Source organism: Parasedimentitalea huanghaiensis (assembly GCF_009753675.1).
In the GTDB taxonomy this organism is placed as follows: domain Bacteria; phylum Pseudomonadota; class Alphaproteobacteria; order Rhodobacterales; family Rhodobacteraceae; genus Parasedimentitalea; species Parasedimentitalea huanghaiensis.
In genome coordinates this window covers 453,219-472,197 of the sequence record NZ_WQLV01000002.1, presented here as the reverse complement: position 1 = coordinate 472,197, position 18,979 = coordinate 453,219, and the positions used below count along the sequence as shown (strand labels likewise).

Genomic DNA, 18,979 nt, shown 5'->3' with positions numbered 1-18,979 from the left:
GCGATGGTCTATGTAAAATGGGTGTTCACAATCACCTTCTGGGTGCTGTTTGTTTCGGTGTTGCACTATACGCTGCCACAGCACGATGTGGTGCGGGTTGTGTCTACCGATGTGCGCCGGGTTGATTTTGGTGAGAATTCGATGTTCTGGGCCCAGCAAGATACGGCCCAAGAAGGGGCAACGACCACCAGTCGCGATGTGCGGTTTATCGAGACCTTTTATGAAAACGGTCGTCCAATGGTGTTTCGCAACGAGGACACAGGTTGGGGATGGCCGCCATATTTCAAGCTGGACAGTTCCAATCTGCAGGCTGAGCTAACGGATCTCGTGTCGACCAAGGATAGCCCGCAGTGGGTGGTGCTGCGCCATTATGGGTGGCGGAACGAATTCATGACTATCTTCCCCAATGCAGTCTCAGTGAAAGCGGTCGATGGACCTGACTACTCGGCCATCAACTGGTTCAATATTGTTTTCTTGACCATGCTGGCCGCCTTGTTTTGGGCCGTCTATGTGCGCTGGCGGCGGTTCCGCAAGGCGCGGATTGATCCGGTGATCGAAGACATGGAAGACAGCCTGTATGCGGCTGGTGATGCAATTTCTGAAAAGCGCAGTGGCATGCGGCGTTGGTTGGATACCTGGAAGAAAAAATGATCAGAACCGGCGGCGAGGTGCTTGTATGCAGTGGGACTAATGAGACTAGTTTCCGCCCAAGCACCTCCCCGTTATTTTGGAGTGAGGCAAAGGCAAGCTCGGGCGAACTAAGGCAAATAGTGGAATTTTAGATTATAGGGAGTTTGACGATGAAACGTTTGATGATGACTGGTCTGATTACGGCTGTAAGCCTATTTGCATTTGGTGCCGCAGAACTGGCTGAGGCGAAAAATGCCAATAATGGCCGTGGCAAGCCGGGCAAGAATATTTCGATTGGGGCAGGGAATGGAAATGCCGCCAAAGCCGTGCCTCCGGGGCAGATCAAGCGTTATACCCGTGGCGCAAAGCTACCAGGAGATGTGCAGTTCGATTCCATTTCTGACCTGTCCAAGTGGAAACTCAAGCCACTTTCTGGTGGTGAGAAGTACATCAAAGTCGACAATGAGATACTCAGGGTGTCGGACACGATGAAGGTGCTTGCGGTGATGGGACTGATTAGCGAGTTGTCAAACTAGGTCGCCAATTGAAATTGCAGGGAAGTGTTGTTGGATAGAAGCCACTGTCCGGCAGTGACACAAATGGTTTACCTCAGTCGTCAAACAACTGGCGGGTCTGGGCGAGTTTCAAAGCTGTTTCATATGGAAGGCTGAGAAACTCCACCAGTTTGGTCGCGTTTGTCTCGGTGCTATCTGACTGGCGAATTCGAAAGTGCCGACTAAAACCGGCATCCCGAATGCGATCCGCTTCGTGGTTGATGTCGTTGCGAATGGTTGGTAGCAACCGCTCCAATGTGAGCTGTGACGTCCGATCCCCAGCTAAACCTATCCGGCGCGCATGGCCAATCAAATAGTCATCAGTAAAATCACATTCGATCCGCAGCAGTCGCGTCATAGACCGGTCGGAAAAGAAATCGTGCATCAGGTCCAGGTTGGAAGGGTCCATGCAGACGATCAATCGATCACTTTCAAAGTACTCAAACAGCATCCGCATCAGGGAACGTCGGTGACGTGCACGTTTCGCCAGTGAGGATTGAATGCCGCCAAGGTCAGGCAGGGCCGTGTTGTCCTCGTCGAAAATAAAATCAATAGCCGGAATTTCAGTCTCTTGACGTATTTGATCCGTCAGGCGTTTGGCTACGTGCCATTTCTTGCAAACCACGATCATCAATTCACGCTCGCGCCCTAACGAGCTTTCGGTTTCCCAGAACCTCATCCCGAACCGGCGGCCTGCTCGACCTTGGGTCGCAAGAAACTTGTACAGACTGCGCCCTTCATTGGAGATTTGAAAATCGATCCCGCGAGAAGAATACAACTTGCCCAATCGCGCTTTCAGGGTTTTGGCGTCAGGGCTGATTTTTCGGGCGAACAAAAAGTCCTGACTTAGCAGTAAATCATAGTGATCATTGTGAAATGTCACCGGCATTCCGTAATCCGTGAACATCAAAAAGGTTAAAGTTCGGGTGTCGATCTCGTTTTCGGGTACCAAGTGGCGAACAAGTGTCTGAAAAAAGGTTTCATCAGGAATCCAGGTGGTGCGGAAAAACCGAATTACATCTTTTCGGCTGCGAATGAAGTCGAGTATCGACTCAATTGTGCGGCGGCGCAGGCACCACCATTGGCTGCCAATCTGAACTTGGACATCGCCAGGAATTCGTCGTTTGAAACCCAGTCGTTTTTGAAGTTCAATGGCCCAGTAAAATAGCGATTTATGGGTACGTTCGTTGAAGAAGTGACGATAAATCAATCGCTCTTCTTTCATTCCGATCTTGATCCAGTCACTTTCGAAGAAGTCAAAACTCTCAATGAAATCGGTCTCGTTGTCATCGAGAAACTGGTGTGCGTATTCAGCGGTTTTGACCGCCATGCAATCGCCGGACAGCATGTAAAAATGTGTAGCGCGCGGAAAATCTGCGATGGCAGCCTCGATGGCGTACAAGGTTGCCTGCACCAGAGACCATTCCCCCCAACCACATTTGATGCGCTTGTGGGCAAAGGTGACATTGGGATTGTCCTCCAATGCATCGCGGATCATCGCAAAGGACTCTGACTTGGCGCTTGCGTCAAAGTGGATGGACATGAAATCGCCTGCGGCCGTCAGCTGTTCGGCCTGCTGAATGATTGCCTCGGGATCTTTATGGCAGAGCAGAATATATGCGATTTTTGCCATAATGGAGACAGTACACCTAATTTCTTTGCATTGTAGTCCTTGATAAGGGTGAAGTCTGATTGAATAAACCAGTTAGTTCTGGTTTTTGCATATAGATGCCTGCAATCGTCAGGAACCGCGATAATGCAGCACGGGGTGGAGGTAAGAGTATATGGGATTTCCGGGCACTTGGATGACCGAAAGTGAAAGCGTTGTGTACCGCGTGGTGCCCAAATGCGCCTGCTCGACCATCGGTCAGATCATGTATTACTCCGATCATGGCGAATTCTTTGATGGCGATATTCATGATGCCAAAACCGGGCTGCACAAATGGGCGATGGAGGACAGCCAGGGGCCGATCACCCGCAATGTGCAGGGGCATCGCTCTTATTCCTTTACCTGCGTACGCAACCCCTACACGCGGGTTCTCAGCTCTTTCTTTGACAAAATCTGCGGTATTCAGCGCAATGGGCGGCGTTATCGCGGTAATTTGGTGCCGAAACTGGTCTATGACTATGGGATCGAAGTTGGTGGTGACGACGGCAAACAAGAGTTTGACCAGATCCGCAGCTTTCGCCGGTTCCTGCTGTTCGTGCGGGACACCATTCGGTTTCGCCGCCCGATGGATCCGGATATTCATTGGTCTGCGATGTCGGGCCATGTATCGACTTTCATCTGGAATGGCGGAAGGTACGATAAGATCCTATGGACCGAGGCGTTTAACGACGGTATGGCCGATGTACTGGGGGCCATCGAAACACCTCAAGCCGTGGATCTGAGTGCGATCCCAAGGTTCAACGAAAGTGAAGGCCACGGCCCCAAACGGGCACACCCGGTTGAGGACTATTTTGACGATCTGTCGATGCATCTGATTTACGAAATTTACAAACGTGACTTCGAGCTGTTCAAATATGACTTCGAAGACCCATCGAATAAGATGCCGATTGGCGAGATCGATTTGGATGAAGTGCACGCCAAGCTGGGGGAATAGCCCCCGCTATCCGAAGCTCGTAGAGTAGGCTCTCCCCAAAATGCTTGATGCAGGAACCATCCTCCTGACCTTGTCCGGGGTTTTTGTCATTGCCTTCATGAAGGGCGGCTTTGGCGGAGGGTTTGCAATCGTTGGAATCCCTTTGTTGGCGCTGGTTATGGATCCGTTTCAAGCCGGTGCCTTGCTGGCGCCGCTGTTTGTGGTGATGGATCTGTTTGCGCTGCGATATTGGAGTCCGGCAACCTGGTCAAAAGTCGATTTAAAGCTGCTATTGCCCAGCCTTTTGGTTGGGATCGCGATCGGGACCGCCGTTCTGGATTACCTGGATGCGCGAGCGGTTTCCATTGCAATGGCACTGATTACATTGGCGTTTGCTGCCATGTGGTTTCGTGGTGGAACAAGGAGTTCAACGACCCGGAGCACTCCCAAAGCCGTCGCCGCAGGTGTCGGATCAGGCATCACAACCATGGTTGCGCACTCCGGCGGGCCACCGTTGGCTCTGTACCTGTTAGGATTAGGGCTGCCCAAGGCCATCTATGCCGGCACAACAAGCCTGTTCTTTACGGCTGGAAATCTGGTCAAGGTGGTGCCCTGGCTGTGGGTGGCGCAACCATCTAACGACACTTGGGTGCTCATGGGGCTGGCACTGCCGGTCATTCCATTTGGCGTCTGGCTGGGATGGCGGCTGCACGAACGTTTGGATCAAGCTCAGCTATACCGACTGTGCTATATGTTGCTTTGTGTCACCGCCATGAAGCTGCTGTGGGACGGGGTTACTGGCTATCTGGGATGACCTCGTTTGACGAGTTTTGTAGACGGGCTTTTAGCCCAGTCGGGTAAAGCTCGGGGCCACCAGTATCGAGAGTTTCGAGGTCAAACCAACGAGCGACGCATTCGATACCGTTGTCTTCCTTGAACGTCACGACATCCCTGTTCAGATCAAAACTATCGGGAAGCTCTACCTCGGCTGCAAAAATGACTTCGTGGCCGGGGTGCCCTTCATGCTGGTAAATGTTTTCAAAAATGAATGGGGCGCCGGATATTTGAATGGATACATTGAGTTCTTCGAGGAACTCGCGTTTCAAAGCGGTTTGCCAGGGCTCACCAAATTCAACAGTTCCGCCTAATGGCCGAACACCCTTGAGTTGCCCCAGATCATTGTAAACTTCGGATGCCAAAAGCTTGTCAGCGCGCCAATGAAGGCCGATTGCTTTGATCCGGATACCAGCATGCGGTCGCCATCGGGTCATTTCAAACCTCCTAGAGGGACTGTCTTTTCAACCTTTGGCTTGGACCGGATCGAGGCAAAAGTCACCAACAAGGCTGCACCGGTGATTATTGCGGCACCAAGCAGGCTGGTTGTGCTGGGCCATGCGGCAAATAGTAGGATGTCAAATCCAAGCGCCCATATCAGTCCGGTGAAATCGTAAGGGGCCAGGGTCGAAACCGGGGCGCGGGCTACAGCTTCGTTTGAGGCAATGTGGCCGATACCACCGATTAACCCGGCCAAGATCAGCAGTGCCCAATCCGCGCTGGTCAGGCCAGACCAGCCAAATGGGTAGGTCGCCAATCCCACCATTGAGGCCACTAGGGCAAAGTAGAAAGCTATAGTGGATGAGCTTTCAGTGGCCGTCATCGTTTTGGTGTGGACCCGCACAAAGGACATGGTCAGGGCAAAGCCAAGTCCGGCCAACACGCCCACAAGGGCGTCAGAGGAAGGGCTCTGCAAAGCATCCCAGAGTAGGATGATGACGCCTCCAAAGCCTATGATCGTGGCGAGGATGACTGATCGGGGCAGGTGCTCGCCCAATAAAATTGCCGCCAGAGGCAAGGACAACACAGGGGCAAGGAATGACAGAGACTGCGCATTGGCAACCGGTAGGTAGGCCAATGATATGAACGAGAGCCCCATAGAGAATGCGCCAAGCAGGCTGCGAGTGACGTGTAAACCGGGACGCTGGGTGCGTAGGGCGGTTGGCCACTCTTTCCGGATCACCATGTACAGGCAAATTGGAAGGAGTGCGAAGGCTGAGCGATAGAAGATGATCTGGCCGAGTTCTGCCGAGCTACTGACCGCATGAATGCAGGCAGCCATCGCGGTGATCAGAAATGTTGTGAAGAGCCTGAGTCCGATGCCCCAAAGCAGTTGGTGGCTGTCAGCATGTTGTGGCTTCAAAACAAAAACACCTATTACACAAAAGAGCTCTGCCCGCCGCAATGAATGGCGGGCAGAGGTTATTTTGCCTTAAACTTGGCGTACAGCACCTTTAGCGGCACTGGTGGTCAGTTTGGCATAAGCCTTGAGTGCGGTGGACACTTTCCGCTTACGTGGAGCGGCAGGTTGCCAGCCTTTTTCATCCTGAGCCGTGCGACGCGCGGTCAGCTCCTCGTCGGAAACAGCGAGATGTATAGACCGGTTCGGAATGTCGATCTCGATCTTGTCGCCGTGTTCCACCAAACCGATGGTGCCACCTTCAGCCGCCTCGGGCGAAACGTGACCGATGGACAGACCCGAGGTGCCACCCGAGAAGCGACCGTCCGTCAGCAGGGCGCAGGCTTTGCCCAGACCTTTGGATTTCAGGTAGGAGGTCGGGTAGAGCATTTCCTGCATGCCTGGGCCGCCGCGTGGGCCCTCATAGCGGATGACCACGACGTCGCCCTCTTTGACCTTGCCGGTCAGGATGTCGCTGACCGCCTGATCCTGGCTTTCACAGACATAGGCAGATCCGGTGAATTGCAGGATGCTGGCATCGACACCTGCGGTTTTCACGATGCAACCGTCCAATGCAATATTGCCGAACAGAACTGCAAGACCACCGTCCTGGCTGAAGGCGTGTTCCTTGGAACGGATCACGCCGCCTTCGCGGTCAGTGTCCAGCTCTTTGTAACGGTTTTCAGTCGAGAACGCCTGCGTGGTGCGTACGCCGCCCGGTGCTGCCTTGAACAGTTCTTCGGCTTCAGGGTTGTTGGCGACTTTGATGTCCCACTTGGCAATCGCTTCACCCATGGTGCTGGAGTGCACGGTGGAGACATCGTTATGTAGCAGACCCGCACGCGACAACTCACCGAGGATTGAGAAGATGCCACCGGCGCGGTGGATGTCTTCCATATGGACGTTTTCGATGTTTGGCGCGACTTTGCACAGGCAGGGCACCTGACGGCTCAGGCGGTCCATGTCGGTCATGGTGAAGTCAACTTCGCCCTCGCTGGCGATGGCCAGTAAGTGGAGTACCGTGTTGGTCGACCCGCCCATCGCGATGTCCAGCGACATGGCGTTTTCAAAGGCGTCGAAAGTGGCGATGTCGCGCGGCAACAAGCCCTTTTCTTCGCCTTCGTAGTGGCGTTTGGTGATCTCGACGATCTTGCGCCCTGCCTCAAGGAACAGGTGCTTACGGTCTGCATGGGTGGCGAGGGTTGACCCGTTGCCCGGCAGCGCCAGACCCAGCGCTTCGGCTAGGCAGTTCATCGAGTTTGCGGTGAACATACCAGAACACGACCCGCAGGTAGGGCAGGCGTTTTCTTCGATGTGCTGAACCTGTTCGTCGGTCATGGTTTCGCTGGCGGCGGCAACCATGGCGTCAACCAGATCAATCTTTGTCATGTCCAGATCTTCGATGTCGATCTTGCCGGCCTCCATCGGACCACCAGAGACAAAGATCACCGGGATGTTCAGGCGCATGGCGGCCATCATCATGCCGGGCGTGATCTTGTCACAGTTCGAGATGCAGACCATGGCATCGGCACAGTGGGCGTTGACCATGTACTCAACCGAGTCAGCGATGATTTCGCGCGAGGGCAGCGAGTAGAGCATGCCGTCGTGACCCATGGCGATGCCGTCATCTACAGCGATGGTGTTGAATTCCTTAGCAACACCGCCTGCGGTTTCGACTTCACGCGCGACCATCTGGCCAAGGTCTTTGAGGTGGACGTGGCCCGGTACAAACTGGGTGAACGAGTTGACGATGGCGATGATCGGTTTGCCGAAATCGCTGTCGGTCATGCCGGTGGCGCGCCAAAGGCCGCGGGCACCCGCCATGTTGCGGCCGTGGGTGGAGGTTCTGGATCGGTAAAATGGCATTGTGCTGTTTCCCTATGTTTGCCCTCAGGGACACGATTTGCGCAACAAACGCAATATGTCGAGGCGGTCTTTGGTTGTTTTGTGTCCTTTGACCCGGTCTAGCGGGCCTGAGGGGCCGATGCCGGCGCATTTGTTTCGGTTCGATTGGTCAGGAGCTGGTTGACGCCTAAGCCTATCACCAGCGCCCAAAAGGCGGCGCCAATGCCAAAGAAACTGATGCCGGAAACGGTGACCATGAAGGTAATCAGCGCGGCTTCGCGATTTTGGCTATTGGACAGCGCATGTGACAGGCTGTTGCCGATGGTCGAGAGCAGGGCCAGGCCTGCAATGGTGGCCACCAGGGCTTTGGGCGCGATCAGGAATAGGCTGATCACGGTCGCGCCGCCCAGACCGACACAACAATACAAGACACCAGCGGTGGCGCTGGCAAGATAACGGGTTTTGGGGTCGTCATCGGCCTCGGGTCCAGCACAGATGGCGGCGGTGATGGCGGCAAGGTTAAAGGCGTAACCGCCAAACGGGGCCAGCAGTATCGAGGCAATGCCGGTCACAGTCAGGCTGGCTGAGACAGGTGGTCTGTATCCGGCCGAGCGCAGGGTGACGACGCCGGGCATGTTTTGCGAGCACATGGTGACGATATACAGCGGCAGACCAACGCCGATCAGAACAGGAAATGAAAACTCTGGCATGACTGGCACGGGCAAGCTGAGGCTGAGGTCCAACTGTTGCATGTCGCCAAAGGAACCGGACTGCCCAGCCCAGAAGCAGCCTGCTAGCAGGACAACAGGTATGTTGTAGCGGGGGAACCAAAGTCGGCCGATAAGGAAACTAACACCCATCAGTGCTACAAGAGTTGTATCATCGTTGAGGGCCGTAAAGGCGGACAGTCCAAACTGGAACAAAATGCCAGCGAGCAAGGCGTTGGCAAGCCTGTCCGGGATCAGTTGCGACAGACGTTCGAACCAGCCCGTGAGGCCCGTCAGAGTGAGCAGGGCGCCACAAAATAGAAAAGCGCCTATGGCTTGCTCCACTGGTACATCTTTTAGTCCAACTACCAAGAGAGCAGCGCCGGGGGTGGACCAGGCGGTGAGGATTGGCATTCGAAACCAGAGGGAAAGTCCCAGGCTTGTCAATCCCATGCCCAGACCAAGGGCAATAAGCCAGCTGTTGGCTTGGGCCTGTGTTGCGCCGACCGCCTCTATGGCTTGAAAAATGATGGCAACCGAACTGGTATAACCCACCAATACGGCGATTGCCCCGGCGGCGAGATGGGAAAGTTTCAAACTTCTCAGCATGTGGGTTTTCCTGCGCTAGCTGGTCGGGTAGGGTTGCGTGCGTTATAGCGCACAATAGTCACCGTGCGCTATAACGCACAAGTCTTTTTATGGGCGGATAAGATGAGCGACGACACCATTACCCTTAACCTACGTAACATCCGGGCTGAATCGGGCTTGAGCCTGACCAAAGTTGCGGAGCTGACAGGGGTGAGTAAAGCGATGCTGGGCCAGATAGAGCGCGGCGAATCGAGTCCGACCATTGCAACGCTGTGGAAAATCGCCAAGGGGTTTCACCTGCCACTTTCAGCTCTGATTGATGAACCATCCCGAGATAACTCCGCAGGGAATAGGGCATTCAAGACGGTACAGTTTCCAGGCAGCATCGCGATAGAGATCGTTTTTCCCTATGACCCGAGTTTTGGCGGCGAGACGTTTCGGATCAGTCTGACACCGGGACAAACCCATGTCTCGCAGCCGCATGAAGCGGGAATGATCGAAGAAGTCTTTGTGCTGGCGGGGGAGATGGAAGTCCTGCGAGAGGAGCAGTGGGTGCCGTTGAAGACGGGTGAGGGGATACGGTTTAGGGCTGACCAAGAACATGGCTATCGTGGCGGGCCTGAGGGAGCTGTCTATCTCAATATGCACCACTACAGGCACGCAGTTATGTCGCAGGGAAAATCGCAATAAACTCAGTTGCTTCACTTGTGAATTACATAGGCCCTGCCTACAAATTGCGATTGCAGATTGGGCAATTTCGGAAGCAATCAATATGGAAACAGTTCGCGGCAGCCTGCTGATGGTGCTGGCAATGGCGGCTTTTGCGCTGGAAGACATGTTCATCAAGTCCGCCACCCGAAGTTTGCCGGTGGGGCAGGTCCTTATTCTGTTTGGCTTGGGGGGGATGGTGATTTTCATGATCCTGGCGCGTGCGCAGGGGCAGCGCTTGTTGCATCCGGCGATTTGCACGCGCCCTTTGTTGTTGCGTTCAGTTTCAGAGGTGATAGGGCGTCTCGGCTTCACGCTGGCCATTGCGCTGACACCCCTGTCTTCTGCCTCGGCCATTTTACAGGCGACACCGCTGGTGGTGGCTGCTGGCGCGGTGGTGTTCTTTGGCGAGAAAGTTGGTTGGAGACGCTGGGTGGCGATTGCGGTGGGTTTCTGTGGTGTGCTGATGATCTTACGCCCAGGCCTCAACGGTTTTGAACCTGCATCGATGTTTGCCGTGATTGGTACGCTGGGGTTTGCGGGCCGTGACTTGGCAACGCGAGCAGCGCCGCAATCGATGTCCAACCATCAGCTGGGGATCTACGGATTTGCCATGCTGGTTGTTGCTGGAGGGGTCGCGCTGGGCTGGACAGGGGGAGCGAGCTGGCCAAGCCTGCAGCTTTGGGGGCAACTTGCTGCAGCAACCGTCATAGGTGTCATCGCCTACAACGCGCTCACCGGTGCTATGCGGCACGGTGAAATTTCGGTGGTGGCCCCGTTTCGTTATGTAAGGCTAATTTTTGCCATGGTTCTGGGCGTGCTGGTGTTTGGTGAGCAACCGGACACGCTGACCCTGCTTGGCAGCGCAGTGATTATTGGCAGCGGGCTGTTTACCGTACTGCGAGAACGTCAGTTAAAATAAGACGCTCTGGTCCTGAGATCAGGACCCGGAAAACCCAATTGGCAGTGCCGTGCTTCAACAGGCAGCCTTGGGTCCCGAATGATCAGAATCGTCAATGGATCCCACCCAGACGGATTACCGATCTGGAACGAGATACCGAAGGCTGATGTGCCGTTTCTGGCCTGGGTGATGACGCACCTGATTGTGCCTCGCCAGAACCACAAACGCCTAGGCGGGTTTTGCCCCACATGAGGGCTCTGCGAGAACGGATAATGCAGAGGCTAACCTCCGAAATTATAGGGGGTGGATTGGTATCACCGCTTTATGTCGGTTTAGTTGGTGCGCCTGTTGCCGACAGTTTTCTACTCATTGCACGGCTGTCCATGGTGATCTTGCATGGTCCCCGCTGCCCGGTAATTGCAAAAATCGCATCTGGTTCCCGGCAAGATCCACGGATTTCAGGGGGCTAAGTTGAGAAGGCCGTCTCGCGCTGCCTTGCACCCGCGCGCTTGCCCGCTTACATCTGCCTTTATGGCCCAGAAAAAATCAGATCCGAATTACAAAGTTATCGCTGAAAACCGCCGCGCGCGGTATGACTACGCGATTGATGATGATCTGGAGTGTGGCATCATTCTGGAAGGCTCGGAGGTTAAAAGCACACGAGTCGGCGGAACAAACATCTCTGAAAGCTATGCTGCGGTTGAGGATGGCGAGTTGTGGTTGGTGAACTCTTACATCGCGCCATACGAACGGGCCAAAACGTTTAAGCATCTAGAGCGTCGTCGCCGCAAATTGCTGGTGTCGCGCAAACAGATGTCTAACCTGTGGAATGCGACCCAACGCAAGGGCATGACATTGGTACCGCTGGTGATGTACTTCAATCACAAGGGGCTGGTGAAGGTAAAGATCGGCATCGCCAAGGGTAAGCAGAACCACGACAAGCGCGCATCGGAAGCCAAACGTGACTGGTCGCGACAGAAATCGCGGTTGATGAAAGACCACAGCTAAGGGCAAGACGCCTTTTTTGTTTGCACGGGGATAGAAATGATACGTCTTCGCAAGATGCAGGCTGGTGAGTTTCAGGACTATCTTGCCTATTTCATCCCCGACTATGCGGCCGAAATCTCAGCCAACTACGATGCCGATCCTCAGGCAGCCCGTGTTCGGGCCGAACAGGAGGTCGAAGCGGATCTGGGACTGGGCGTAGACAGCCCGGGGCAGGACCTGTTTTGTATCGTGATCGACGGGGCCAAGGATGCACCGGTAGTTGGGTATTTTTGGTGCAAGCCGGGGGGCAACGGCGGAGCAGTCTTCATCAGCGACTTTTGTATTCTACCTTCTTTTCGCGGAAAAGGTTACGCCAAGCAGGCGCTCGCGGCGCTTGAGGCGGAGTATGCCGGTGCGGGGTATTGCGATATCAGGCTGCGTGTGGCTGCAGACAATGACCGGTCGCAGCATCTGTACCAAGCTGCAGGGTTTCAGGTGACTGGCATCAACATGAGGAAACCCATTGCTGAAGAGCGAAGGGAATAAATTCACCGAAGTTTCAGTTAAAACCAAACACCAAGGGTCCGTTTCCCCCTGTCTTTTCCTTGCGACTTCCTGCTGCCGATAGTAGGCCTTGGACAACGCGCCTAGGGAGAAATTCATGCAGGACGATCCAAAGACACTTGTTTCCACTGATTGGCTGGCGGCTCATCTGAAAGATCCGGATTTGCGGCTGCTGGACGCATCGTGGGTTTTGCCCGCGATGAAGCGCGATGCGCGAGCGGAATATGAGGCGGGCCACATTCCAGGGGCTCGATTCTTTGACATTGATGACATTTCGGACCACCGGTCAGAGCTACCTCATATGGTGCCACCGGTGGAGAAATTCATGTCGCGGCTTCGCGCCATGGGTGTTGGCGATGGTCACCAGGTTGTTGTTTATGACGGCCTTGGGCTCTTTTCTGCGGCCCGTGTGTGGTGGATGTTCCGGCTGATGGGGCAATCCAATATCGCGGTGCTGGACGGCGGGCTACCCAAGTGGAAAGCCGAAGGTCGTGAGATCGAAGACATGCCGCCAGTCATCCGTGACCGCCACATGACGGTTCGGGTGCAAAACCATATGGTGCGTGACGTGACACAGGTTTCGGCGGCTGCCAAGTTGGGCGACCACGAAATTATCGATGCTCGGGCTGCCGAACGATTCCGGGGTGAGGTTCCCGAACCTCGACAGGGGCTGCGCGCTGGTCACATTCCGAATTCCAAAAACGTACCCTTCACAACGCTGCTGAACGCAAATGGCACAATGAAGCCCGTGGAAAACCTCCGCACTATTTTCGAGGCTGCCGGGGTTGATCTGAATAAGCCCGCGATCACCACCTGTGGTTCTGGTGTGACCGCTGCCGTGCTCAGTCTCGCACTGGAACGCATCGGCAAAAGCGATCATGCGCTGTATGATGGCTCTTGGACCGAATGGGGCGCCTTTCCAACTTTACCCGTTGCAACCGGAGAGAACTGATGTTCGAAACCCTAAAAACGCAGCCCGCCGACAAAATCCTGGCGCTGATGCAGAAGTTCCGTGAGGACCCTCGCGAGAGCAAGATAGATCTTGGTGTTGGCGTCTACAAAAATGCTCAGGGCGTAACGCCGGTGATGCGCGCCATCAAGGCCGCCGAGCATAAGCTGTGGGAAGAGCAGACCAGCAAGTCTTATGTCGGCTTGGTTGGTGATCCGGCCTATTCCGATGCGATGATCAAATTGATTTTGGGGGGTGCGGTAGAGCGCGGAAATATCGCTGCTGCGGCCACTCCCGGCGGCACTGGCGCGGTGCGTCAGGCGTTTGAACTGATCAAGATGGCCAACCCGTCGGCGCGTGTCTTTGTGTCTGACCCGACTTGGCCTAACCACATCTCGATCCTGGACTACGTTGGGATAGAAACCGTCACCTACCGGTACTTCGATCGTGAAACCCGTGGGGTGAACTTTGACGGTATGGTCGAAGATCTGAAAACTGCGGTGAAAGGTGATGTGGTTCTGCTGCATGGCTGCTGTCACAACCCCACCGGTGCCAATCTGAATGAAGTGCAGTGGAAAGAAATCATCGCGCAGATGAACGAGCGTGGTTTGGTTCCGATGATCGACATCGCCTATCAGGGCTTTGGCGACGGTTTGGAAGAAGACGCAGTGGGTGTTCGGTTGGTAGCCGCCGGGACACCAGAATGCATGATCGCAGCAAGTTGCTCCAAGAACTTTGGCATCTACCGTGAACGCACCGGTCTTCTAATGATGGTGTCTAACGATACCGCAGCTCAGAAACTGAACCAGGGTACGCTGGCCTTCCTGAACCGTCAGAACTTTTCGTTCCCACCGGATCACGGTGCACGACTGGTGACAATGATTCTGAACGATGATGCCCTGCGGGCTGATTGGGCTGCGGAGCTGGAAGAAACCCGTCTGGGTATGCTGGGCCTACGCCAGCAATTGGCGGACGAACTGCAGCGCCTGTCCGGGTCTAACCGGTTTGGTTTTCTTGCCCAGCATCGCGGCATGTTCTCGCTATTGGGAACGTCCCCTGATCTGGTGGAGAAGATGCGTTCGGACGATGGTATCTACATGGTAGGTGACAGCCGGATGAATATCGCCGGACTGAATGCGGATACTGTACCTATTCTGGCTAAAGCGATCATCGACGCTGGCGTCTAAGAAACGCACCAAGGTAAAACAAAACGGCGCGCCCCATTTGGTGGCGCGCTTTTTTATGCAGATCTGATGCTTCATTTCGGTTTGCACACCCACAGCTTCTTTTTGCTGAAAATACTCAAATTCCAACACTTGCCCCAAAACGCAAAACGCGGCCCCCATAAGGGCCGCGCCAACTGTATCAATGTGGGGGTAGAATTAGAGTTTGGAAAACTCTGGGTAGGCTTCCATGCCCAGTTCAGCCATGTCCAATCCGTTGATTTCGTCTTCTTCCGTGACCCGGATGCCGACGCTGGCTTTCAGTGCCAGCCAAACAATGGCGGAAATAACCGAAACAAAGACACCCACAATCAGAACTGACTTCAGCTGAACAAAGAACGATGCATCAACATTGCTGAGTGGCACAACCAGCGTACCAAAGATACCTGCACCAAGGTGAACTGGAATGGCGCCAACAACGTCATCAATTTTGAACTTGTCGAGAACTGGAACAACCAGAACCACGATCACACCACCAGCAGCACCGATCAGCGTGGCCAGGCCCAGCGAAGGCGCCAGAGGCTCGGCAGTAATCGAAACCAGGCCAGCCAGCGCACCGTTCAGGATCATGGTCAGGTCAGGTTTTTTGTATAGGAATTGTGTCAGCAGCATTGCGGCCACCGCACCGCCAGCAGCAGCAGCGTTGGTGTTGGCAAAGATACGGCTGATGTCAGCAACGTTGGCAGCAGTGTCCATGTACAGTTGCGAACCACCGTTAAATCCAAACCAGCCCATCCACAGGATGAAAGTGCCCAGAGTGGCCAGTGGCAGGTTGGACCCCGGCATTGGAATGGTACGGTCGCCTTTGTACTTACCGATGCGCGGGCCCAGGATCAGTGCGCCAACCAAGGCAGCCCAGCCACCAACCGAGTGCACAACGGTAGAACCAGCAAAATCTTGGAAACCCATTTCCTGCAGAAATCCGCCGCCCCATTTCCAGGAGGCTTGGATCGGGTAGATGAAGGCGGTCAGGACAATCACGAAGATCAGGAATGGCCACAGCTTGATACGTTCGGCCATGGTGCCGGACACGATCGACGCGGTCGCGGCGCAGAACATTAGCTGGAAGAAGTAATCAGAACCAACCGACGCATAGGTCAGGTCAGTTTCGGTGTCGGCCAGACCAACGGGTTCCAGTGAGGTCATCGAGAAGGCACCCAAGATGCCGTTAATAGACCAACCATCACCCGGATACATCAGGTTATACCCAACCGCATAATAGGCAATGCCAGCCAGCGAAAACAGACCCATGTTTTTGGTCAGCTGCATGGTCACGTTCTTGCCGCGCACCAGACCAACTTCGAGCATGGTAAAGCCCGCAGCCATCCAGAACACCAGAACACCTGCAAACAGGAACATAAAGGTTGTGAGGATGTAGCCGATTTCGCTGTTCGGTGGGGTGACATCTGCGTCTTGCGCAAATCCAATCGCGGGAAGCGCGATCAACGCTGCAACGGCGAGTGGGAGTTTCAGGATTTTCATTTTATGTTCCTTCTTGTGCCGTTATTCACAGTGCGTCCAGATTGGTCTCGCCAGTGCGCACCCGCACTGCCTGAGCCACATCCAGAACAAAGATTTTGCCGTCGCCGATTTTGCCGGTGCGGGCGGTTTTGGTGATGGTTTCGACGACCTGGTCGGCCTGATCGGCAGCAACCACGATTTCTAGTTTCATCTTGGGTACAAAATTTACTTCGTATTCTGCACCGCGGTAGATTTCTGTATGGCCCGCCTGTGCGCCGAACCCCTTGATTTCAGTAACCATCAGGCCTGCAATGCCGATGTCAGTCAGCGCTTCGCGGACTTCTTCCAGCTTAAATGGCTTGATGGCGGCAATGATCATTTTCATGTCAGCATCCTTTTCCCAGGCGACCAGCCCAATTGTTCTGCACCTGCAAACAAGCGGCTGTAGTGAGTCTTGGGAATGATTTTGGAAGAGAGTTCGCCTTTGCCGGGTGCGTCGGCTCAATATAGTTGCTTAAATAATAATCTTTGCCTGTTTTTTAGACGATCAAAGAAGGCGCACCCGCAGAAAAACTTCCCCTCAACAAAACCCGCCGGAGCGGTTATGCTATGCAAAACGGGCGAACCGGGCAGGACATTGGCATGGCAAAACGATCAGGGCGTACGCCTCTGGTGGCAGATAAGCGCTACTCGGCGGGGTCTCGAAAGACACCCGCTCGCAAAAGTGCACGCAGGTCTAAGCCAAAGAGCAAGGGTTGGTTCAGCTTTCTGTTCGGTGGAGGCAAAGCGGCGAAACCAAAACCAACAAAGCGTAAACCGGCTCCACGCAAGGTTGCCGCCCGAAAGTCCAGCCCACGTAAGCGCAAGCCAAAGGGATTTTTTGGACGTATTCGCTATGCAATAGGTGGACTGTTTCGTTGGGTGTTTGGCCTGTTCTGGGGCTTTACCTGGCGGATAGGGATGGTGGTGTGTACATTGACCGCTCTGGCTGTCGGCTATCACTACCTGCAGTTGCCAGACGTCAGTGCTTTGCTGGATGGCCGTGCGCGTGGTTCGGTAACGATGCTGGATCGGAATGGTCAGGTGTATGCATGGCGTGGAGATCAGTTTGGTGGTGTGGTCACTACGCAAACTGTGTCTCCCCATCTGAAGAACGCCATTATCGCTACCGAGGACAAGCGGTTCTATGGTCACTTTGGAATCTCACCACGGGGTGTCGCCAGTGCAATACGTATCAACATGCGGGCAGGGCGTAGCCCATTATCAGGCAATGGGGGCTCAACCATCACCCAACAAACAGCCAAGCTGCTGTGTTTGGGGGTGCCCTATGACATGGATGTCTGGGAAAGCGAAAAGGCCTATGAGGCGGATTGCCGACAAGGTTCTCTGTGGCGTAAAGTCAAAGAAGCGATTTATGCGCTGGCGATGGAGAGCAAATACACCAAGGACGAGATTCTGACGATCTATATGAACCGGGCTTTTCTGGGGGCTGGAGCACGAGGGTTTGAGGCCGCAAGTCAGCGCTATTTTGGAATATCCGCCGCTGAGGTTGACCCTGCGGAGGCAGCCATGTTGGCCGGGCTGTTGAAAGCGCCAACGCGATATGCGCCAACCAATAACCTGCAACGTTCACAGGACCGGGCGCAGGTGATCGTTGGATTGATGCATGATCAGGGGTATTTGACCGTCGCGCAGGCACAGGATGCCCGGAACAACCCTGCCCAATTGAGCAAAGCCGCAGCTGCGAGGGCGGGGGGATATTTTGCGGATTGGGTCATGGACAAAATCCCCAGCTTCTTTGGTGATCAGACAACCGAGGACGTGGTCATTCGCACCACGCTTGACCAACGACTGCAGACTGCGGCTGAAGAGGCGTTGACCTATATTTTTGATAATAAGGTACGCGAAGGGTCAAAGGCACAGGCGGCGATTGTCGTAATGAGCGCGGATGGCGCTGTGCGGGCGATGGTTGGTGGGCGGCAGTCCCGTGTATCCGGTGTGTTCAACCGTGCAACGCAAGCGCAACGTCAAACTGGCTCGGCGTTCAAGCCTTTTGTCTATGCGACGGCACTGGAATTGGGTTACTCACCGCTGGATCTGGTGCTGGACGCTGAATACTGCCTGAATATCGCTGGGTCAGGGCAATGGTGCCCCAAGAACTATACGCATAAATTCTATGGAGAGGTGACTCTTGCACGGGCGCTGCGAGATTCATTGAACATCCCTGCGGTAAAAGTCTCTGAAGCGGTTGGACGCGATTTGGTGCGTCAGGTGGCAGGTGATTTTGGTCTGTCCAGTGATTTGGCTGATGGCCCGGCGCTGGCTCTTGGCGCTTCGGAAAGCACTTTGATCGAAATGACCGGCGCCTATGCGGGAATCCTGAATGGCGGGTCGTCAGTCACCCCCTATGGGTTGGTCGAATTGCGGTTGATGGATGATGATGAAGCTATGATTGGCACCAGTGGTGGCATGGGGGAGCGGGTGATCCAGACAAGCGCTGCGCAACAGTTGACCTGGATGATGGAGAAGGTGATTTCTGAGGGCACCGGTCGCCGGGCACAGTTGCCAGGTTGGCAGGTCGCGGGCAAAACAGGCACAACCCAGGCTGCGCGGGATGCATGGTTCATCGGCTTCACGGCTGAATATGTTGCCGGTGTCTGGATGGGCTATGATGACAATACACCGCTGTCAGGCGTTACCGGTGGCGGTCTCCCCGCTGAAATCTGGCGCGAAACAATGATCCGGGTGCATGATGGGCTGGCACCCGTGGCACTGCCGATGCAGGCTCCTGCTCCATTGGTTGTTCCGACACCACAACCCAACCCGGAACGCCGAAATAATGGCAATGGACCTAAACTGGGTCGGGAGCTGGGACGCGCGGTGGATGGGTTGCTGAAGGATATATTTGGCAACTGACGCGTGTTGCAGACGGGACCTCCCGCCCGTCGCCGACCTCCTGATGGAGGTGGCTTCCGTTGGGCGTAGCGCCGCGCAGGCGCGGCGCCCAAGATCACATAACTATCAGCATCGCTGATGGTTCACATGAA

The 18,979-nt window shown here is 54.8% G+C and carries 19 protein-coding genes; 12 read left to right on the top strand and 7 right to left on the bottom strand.

All coding sequences use genetic code 11. The features are described 5' to 3' along the window. Window positions 1-3 precede the first annotated feature (3 nt). Window positions 4-651: a DUF1523 family protein gene (locus GO984_RS06040; protein ID WP_157021644.1), complete on the top strand. Its 648-nt coding sequence runs from the start codon at window positions 4-6 to the stop codon at window positions 649-651. Window positions 652-800: 149 nt separating this feature from the next. Then, window positions 801-1,166 (top strand): hypothetical protein, encoded by a 366-nt coding sequence (locus tag GO984_RS06035; RefSeq protein WP_157021643.1) that lies wholly within the window; start codon window positions 801-803, stop codon window positions 1,164-1,166. 73 nt (window positions 1,167-1,239) lie between these two features. On the opposite strand, the gene GO984_RS06030 is transcribed toward GO984_RS06035, so the two are convergent. Beyond that, window positions 1,240-2,817 carry a DUF5928 domain-containing protein gene (locus GO984_RS06030; protein WP_157021642.1) on the bottom strand — a complete coding sequence of 526 codons (1,578 nt, stop codon included), beginning with the start codon at window positions 2,815-2,817 and terminating at the stop codon, window positions 1,240-1,242. Window positions 2,818-2,968: 151 nt separating this feature from the next. On the opposite strand from GO984_RS06030, the gene GO984_RS06025 reads away from it, so the two are divergent. Then, complete coding sequence (locus GO984_RS06025) at window positions 2,969-3,787, top strand: sulfotransferase family protein (RefSeq protein ID WP_157021641.1); 819 nt, start codon at window positions 2,969-2,971, stop codon at window positions 3,785-3,787. A gap of 40 nt (window positions 3,788-3,827) precedes the next feature. Further along, complete coding sequence (locus GO984_RS06020) at window positions 3,828-4,580, top strand: sulfite exporter TauE/SafE family protein (RefSeq protein ID WP_157021640.1); 753 nt, start codon at window positions 3,828-3,830, stop codon at window positions 4,578-4,580. Here GO984_RS06020 and GO984_RS06015 read toward each other — a convergent pair. The 4 genes from GO984_RS06015 to GO984_RS06000 form a co-directional block, all read right to left on the bottom strand. Continuing rightward, a complete protein-coding gene (locus GO984_RS06015; protein ID WP_157021639.1) occupies window positions 4,561-5,037 on the bottom strand; it encodes an NUDIX hydrolase in 477 nt (158 codons plus the stop codon). The genes GO984_RS06020 and GO984_RS06015 overlap by 20 nt on opposite strands. Beyond that, on the bottom strand, window positions 5,034-5,963 hold the full coding sequence (locus GO984_RS06010; protein WP_245231011.1) for a DMT family transporter: 930 nt from the start codon (window positions 5,961-5,963) through the stop codon (window positions 5,034-5,036). Before GO984_RS06010 ends, GO984_RS06015 begins: the two co-directional genes overlap by 4 nt. Before the next feature lie 69 nt (window positions 5,964-6,032). Then, complete coding sequence (gene ilvD, locus GO984_RS06005) at window positions 6,033-7,865, bottom strand: dihydroxy-acid dehydratase (RefSeq protein WP_157021638.1); 1,833 nt, start codon at window positions 7,863-7,865, stop codon at window positions 6,033-6,035. A 98-nt stretch (window positions 7,866-7,963) separates the two neighbouring features. Next, a complete protein-coding gene (locus tag GO984_RS06000) occupies window positions 7,964-9,160 on the bottom strand; it encodes a benzoate/H(+) symporter BenE family transporter (protein WP_157021637.1) in 1,197 nt (398 codons plus the stop codon). Window positions 9,161-9,262: 102 nt separating this feature from the next. Between GO984_RS06000 and GO984_RS05995 the strand changes: the two genes are divergently transcribed. From GO984_RS05995 to GO984_RS05970, 7 genes are all read left to right on the top strand, one after another. Further along, window positions 9,263-9,829 (top strand): helix-turn-helix domain-containing protein, encoded by a 567-nt coding sequence (locus GO984_RS05995; protein ID WP_157021636.1) that lies wholly within the window; start codon window positions 9,263-9,265, stop codon window positions 9,827-9,829. 82 nt (window positions 9,830-9,911) lie between these two features. After that, window positions 9,912-10,769 carry a DMT family transporter gene (locus GO984_RS05990; RefSeq protein ID WP_157021635.1) on the top strand — a complete coding sequence of 286 codons (858 nt, stop codon included), beginning with the start codon at window positions 9,912-9,914 and terminating at the stop codon, window positions 10,767-10,769. A 78-nt stretch (window positions 10,770-10,847) separates the two neighbouring features. Next, window positions 10,848-11,000 (top strand): hypothetical protein, encoded by a 153-nt coding sequence (locus GO984_RS23340; RefSeq protein WP_167740239.1) that lies wholly within the window; start codon window positions 10,848-10,850, stop codon window positions 10,998-11,000. Window positions 11,001-11,279: 279 nt separating this feature from the next. Continuing rightward, entirely contained in the window at window positions 11,280-11,756 is a 477-nt protein-coding gene (gene smpB / locus GO984_RS05985) for an SsrA-binding protein SmpB (RefSeq protein WP_157021634.1), read from the top strand. A 36-nt stretch (window positions 11,757-11,792) separates the two neighbouring features. After that, window positions 11,793-12,281 carry a GNAT family N-acetyltransferase gene (locus GO984_RS05980; RefSeq protein WP_157021633.1) on the top strand — a complete coding sequence of 163 codons (489 nt, stop codon included), beginning with the start codon at window positions 11,793-11,795 and terminating at the stop codon, window positions 12,279-12,281. A 115-nt stretch (window positions 12,282-12,396) separates the two neighbouring features. Then, window positions 12,397-13,251, top strand: a complete 855-nt coding sequence (gene sseA / locus GO984_RS05975) for a 3-mercaptopyruvate sulfurtransferase (RefSeq protein WP_157021632.1) — start codon at window positions 12,397-12,399, stop codon at window positions 13,249-13,251. Next, a complete protein-coding gene (locus GO984_RS05970; RefSeq protein ID WP_157021631.1) occupies window positions 13,251-14,435 on the top strand; it encodes an amino acid aminotransferase in 1,185 nt (394 codons plus the stop codon). Before sseA ends, GO984_RS05970 begins: the two co-directional genes overlap by 1 nt. 195 nt (window positions 14,436-14,630) lie before the next feature. On the opposite strand, the gene GO984_RS05965 is transcribed toward GO984_RS05970, so the two are convergent. Together GO984_RS05965 and GO984_RS05960 are read right to left on the bottom strand one after the other, a co-directional pair. Next, the gene (locus tag GO984_RS05965) at window positions 14,631-15,953 is read right to left on the bottom strand and encodes an ammonium transporter family protein (protein ID WP_157021630.1); all 1,323 of its coding nucleotides are present in this window, start codon (window positions 15,951-15,953) and stop codon (window positions 14,631-14,633) included. A gap of 25 nt (window positions 15,954-15,978) precedes the next feature. Beyond that, entirely contained in the window at window positions 15,979-16,317 is a 339-nt protein-coding gene (locus GO984_RS05960; RefSeq protein ID WP_157021629.1) for a P-II family nitrogen regulator, read from the bottom strand. A 257-nt stretch (window positions 16,318-16,574) separates the two neighbouring features. Here GO984_RS05960 and GO984_RS05955 point away from each other — a divergent pair, with 257 nt between their 5' ends. Further along, window positions 16,575-18,848: a transglycosylase domain-containing protein gene (locus tag GO984_RS05955; RefSeq protein ID WP_157021628.1), complete on the top strand. Its 2,274-nt coding sequence runs from the start codon at window positions 16,575-16,577 to the stop codon at window positions 18,846-18,848. The last annotated feature ends 131 nt before the right edge of the window (window positions 18,849-18,979 follow it).

Coding starts and splice junctions, on each gene's coding strand:
- sseA (WP_157021632.1), top strand. CDS start 12,397: ATGCAGGACGATCCAAAGACACTTGTTTCCACTGATTGGCTGGCGGCT.
- GO984_RS05990 (WP_157021635.1), top strand. CDS start 9,912: ATGGAAACAGTTCGCGGCAGCCTGCTGATGGTGCTGGCAATGGCGGCT.
- GO984_RS06020 (WP_157021640.1), top strand. CDS start 3,828: ATGCTTGATGCAGGAACCATCCTCCTGACCTTGTCCGGGGTTTTTGTC.
- GO984_RS06025 (WP_157021641.1), top strand. CDS start 2,969: ATGGGATTTCCGGGCACTTGGATGACCGAAAGTGAAAGCGTTGTGTAC.
- GO984_RS06040 (WP_157021644.1), top strand. CDS start 4: ATGGTCTATGTAAAATGGGTGTTCACAATCACCTTCTGGGTGCTGTTT.
- GO984_RS06030 (WP_157021642.1), bottom strand. CDS start 2,817: ATGGCAAAAATCGCATATATTCTGCTCTGCCATAAAGATCCCGAGGCA.
- GO984_RS05955 (WP_157021628.1), top strand. CDS start 16,575: ATGGCAAAACGATCAGGGCGTACGCCTCTGGTGGCAGATAAGCGCTAC.
- GO984_RS05965 (WP_157021630.1), bottom strand. CDS start 15,953: ATGAAAATCCTGAAACTCCCACTCGCCGTTGCAGCGTTGATCGCGCTT.
- smpB (WP_157021634.1), top strand. CDS start 11,280: ATGGCCCAGAAAAAATCAGATCCGAATTACAAAGTTATCGCTGAAAAC.
- GO984_RS05970 (WP_157021631.1), top strand. CDS start 13,251: ATGTTCGAAACCCTAAAAACGCAGCCCGCCGACAAAATCCTGGCGCTG.
- GO984_RS06035 (WP_157021643.1), top strand. CDS start 801: ATGAAACGTTTGATGATGACTGGTCTGATTACGGCTGTAAGCCTATTT.
- GO984_RS05960 (WP_157021629.1), bottom strand. CDS start 16,317: ATGAAAATGATCATTGCCGCCATCAAGCCATTTAAGCTGGAAGAAGTC.
- GO984_RS06000 (WP_157021637.1), bottom strand. CDS start 9,160: ATGCTGAGAAGTTTGAAACTTTCCCATCTCGCCGCCGGGGCAATCGCC.
- ilvD (WP_157021638.1), bottom strand. CDS start 7,865: ATGCCATTTTACCGATCCAGAACCTCCACCCACGGCCGCAACATGGCG.
- GO984_RS23340 (WP_167740239.1), top strand. CDS start 10,848: ATGATCAGAATCGTCAATGGATCCCACCCAGACGGATTACCGATCTGG.
- GO984_RS05980 (WP_157021633.1), top strand. CDS start 11,793: ATGATACGTCTTCGCAAGATGCAGGCTGGTGAGTTTCAGGACTATCTT.
- GO984_RS06015 (WP_157021639.1), bottom strand. CDS start 5,037: ATGACCCGATGGCGACCGCATGCTGGTATCCGGATCAAAGCAATCGGC.
- GO984_RS05995 (WP_157021636.1), top strand. CDS start 9,263: ATGAGCGACGACACCATTACCCTTAACCTACGTAACATCCGGGCTGAA.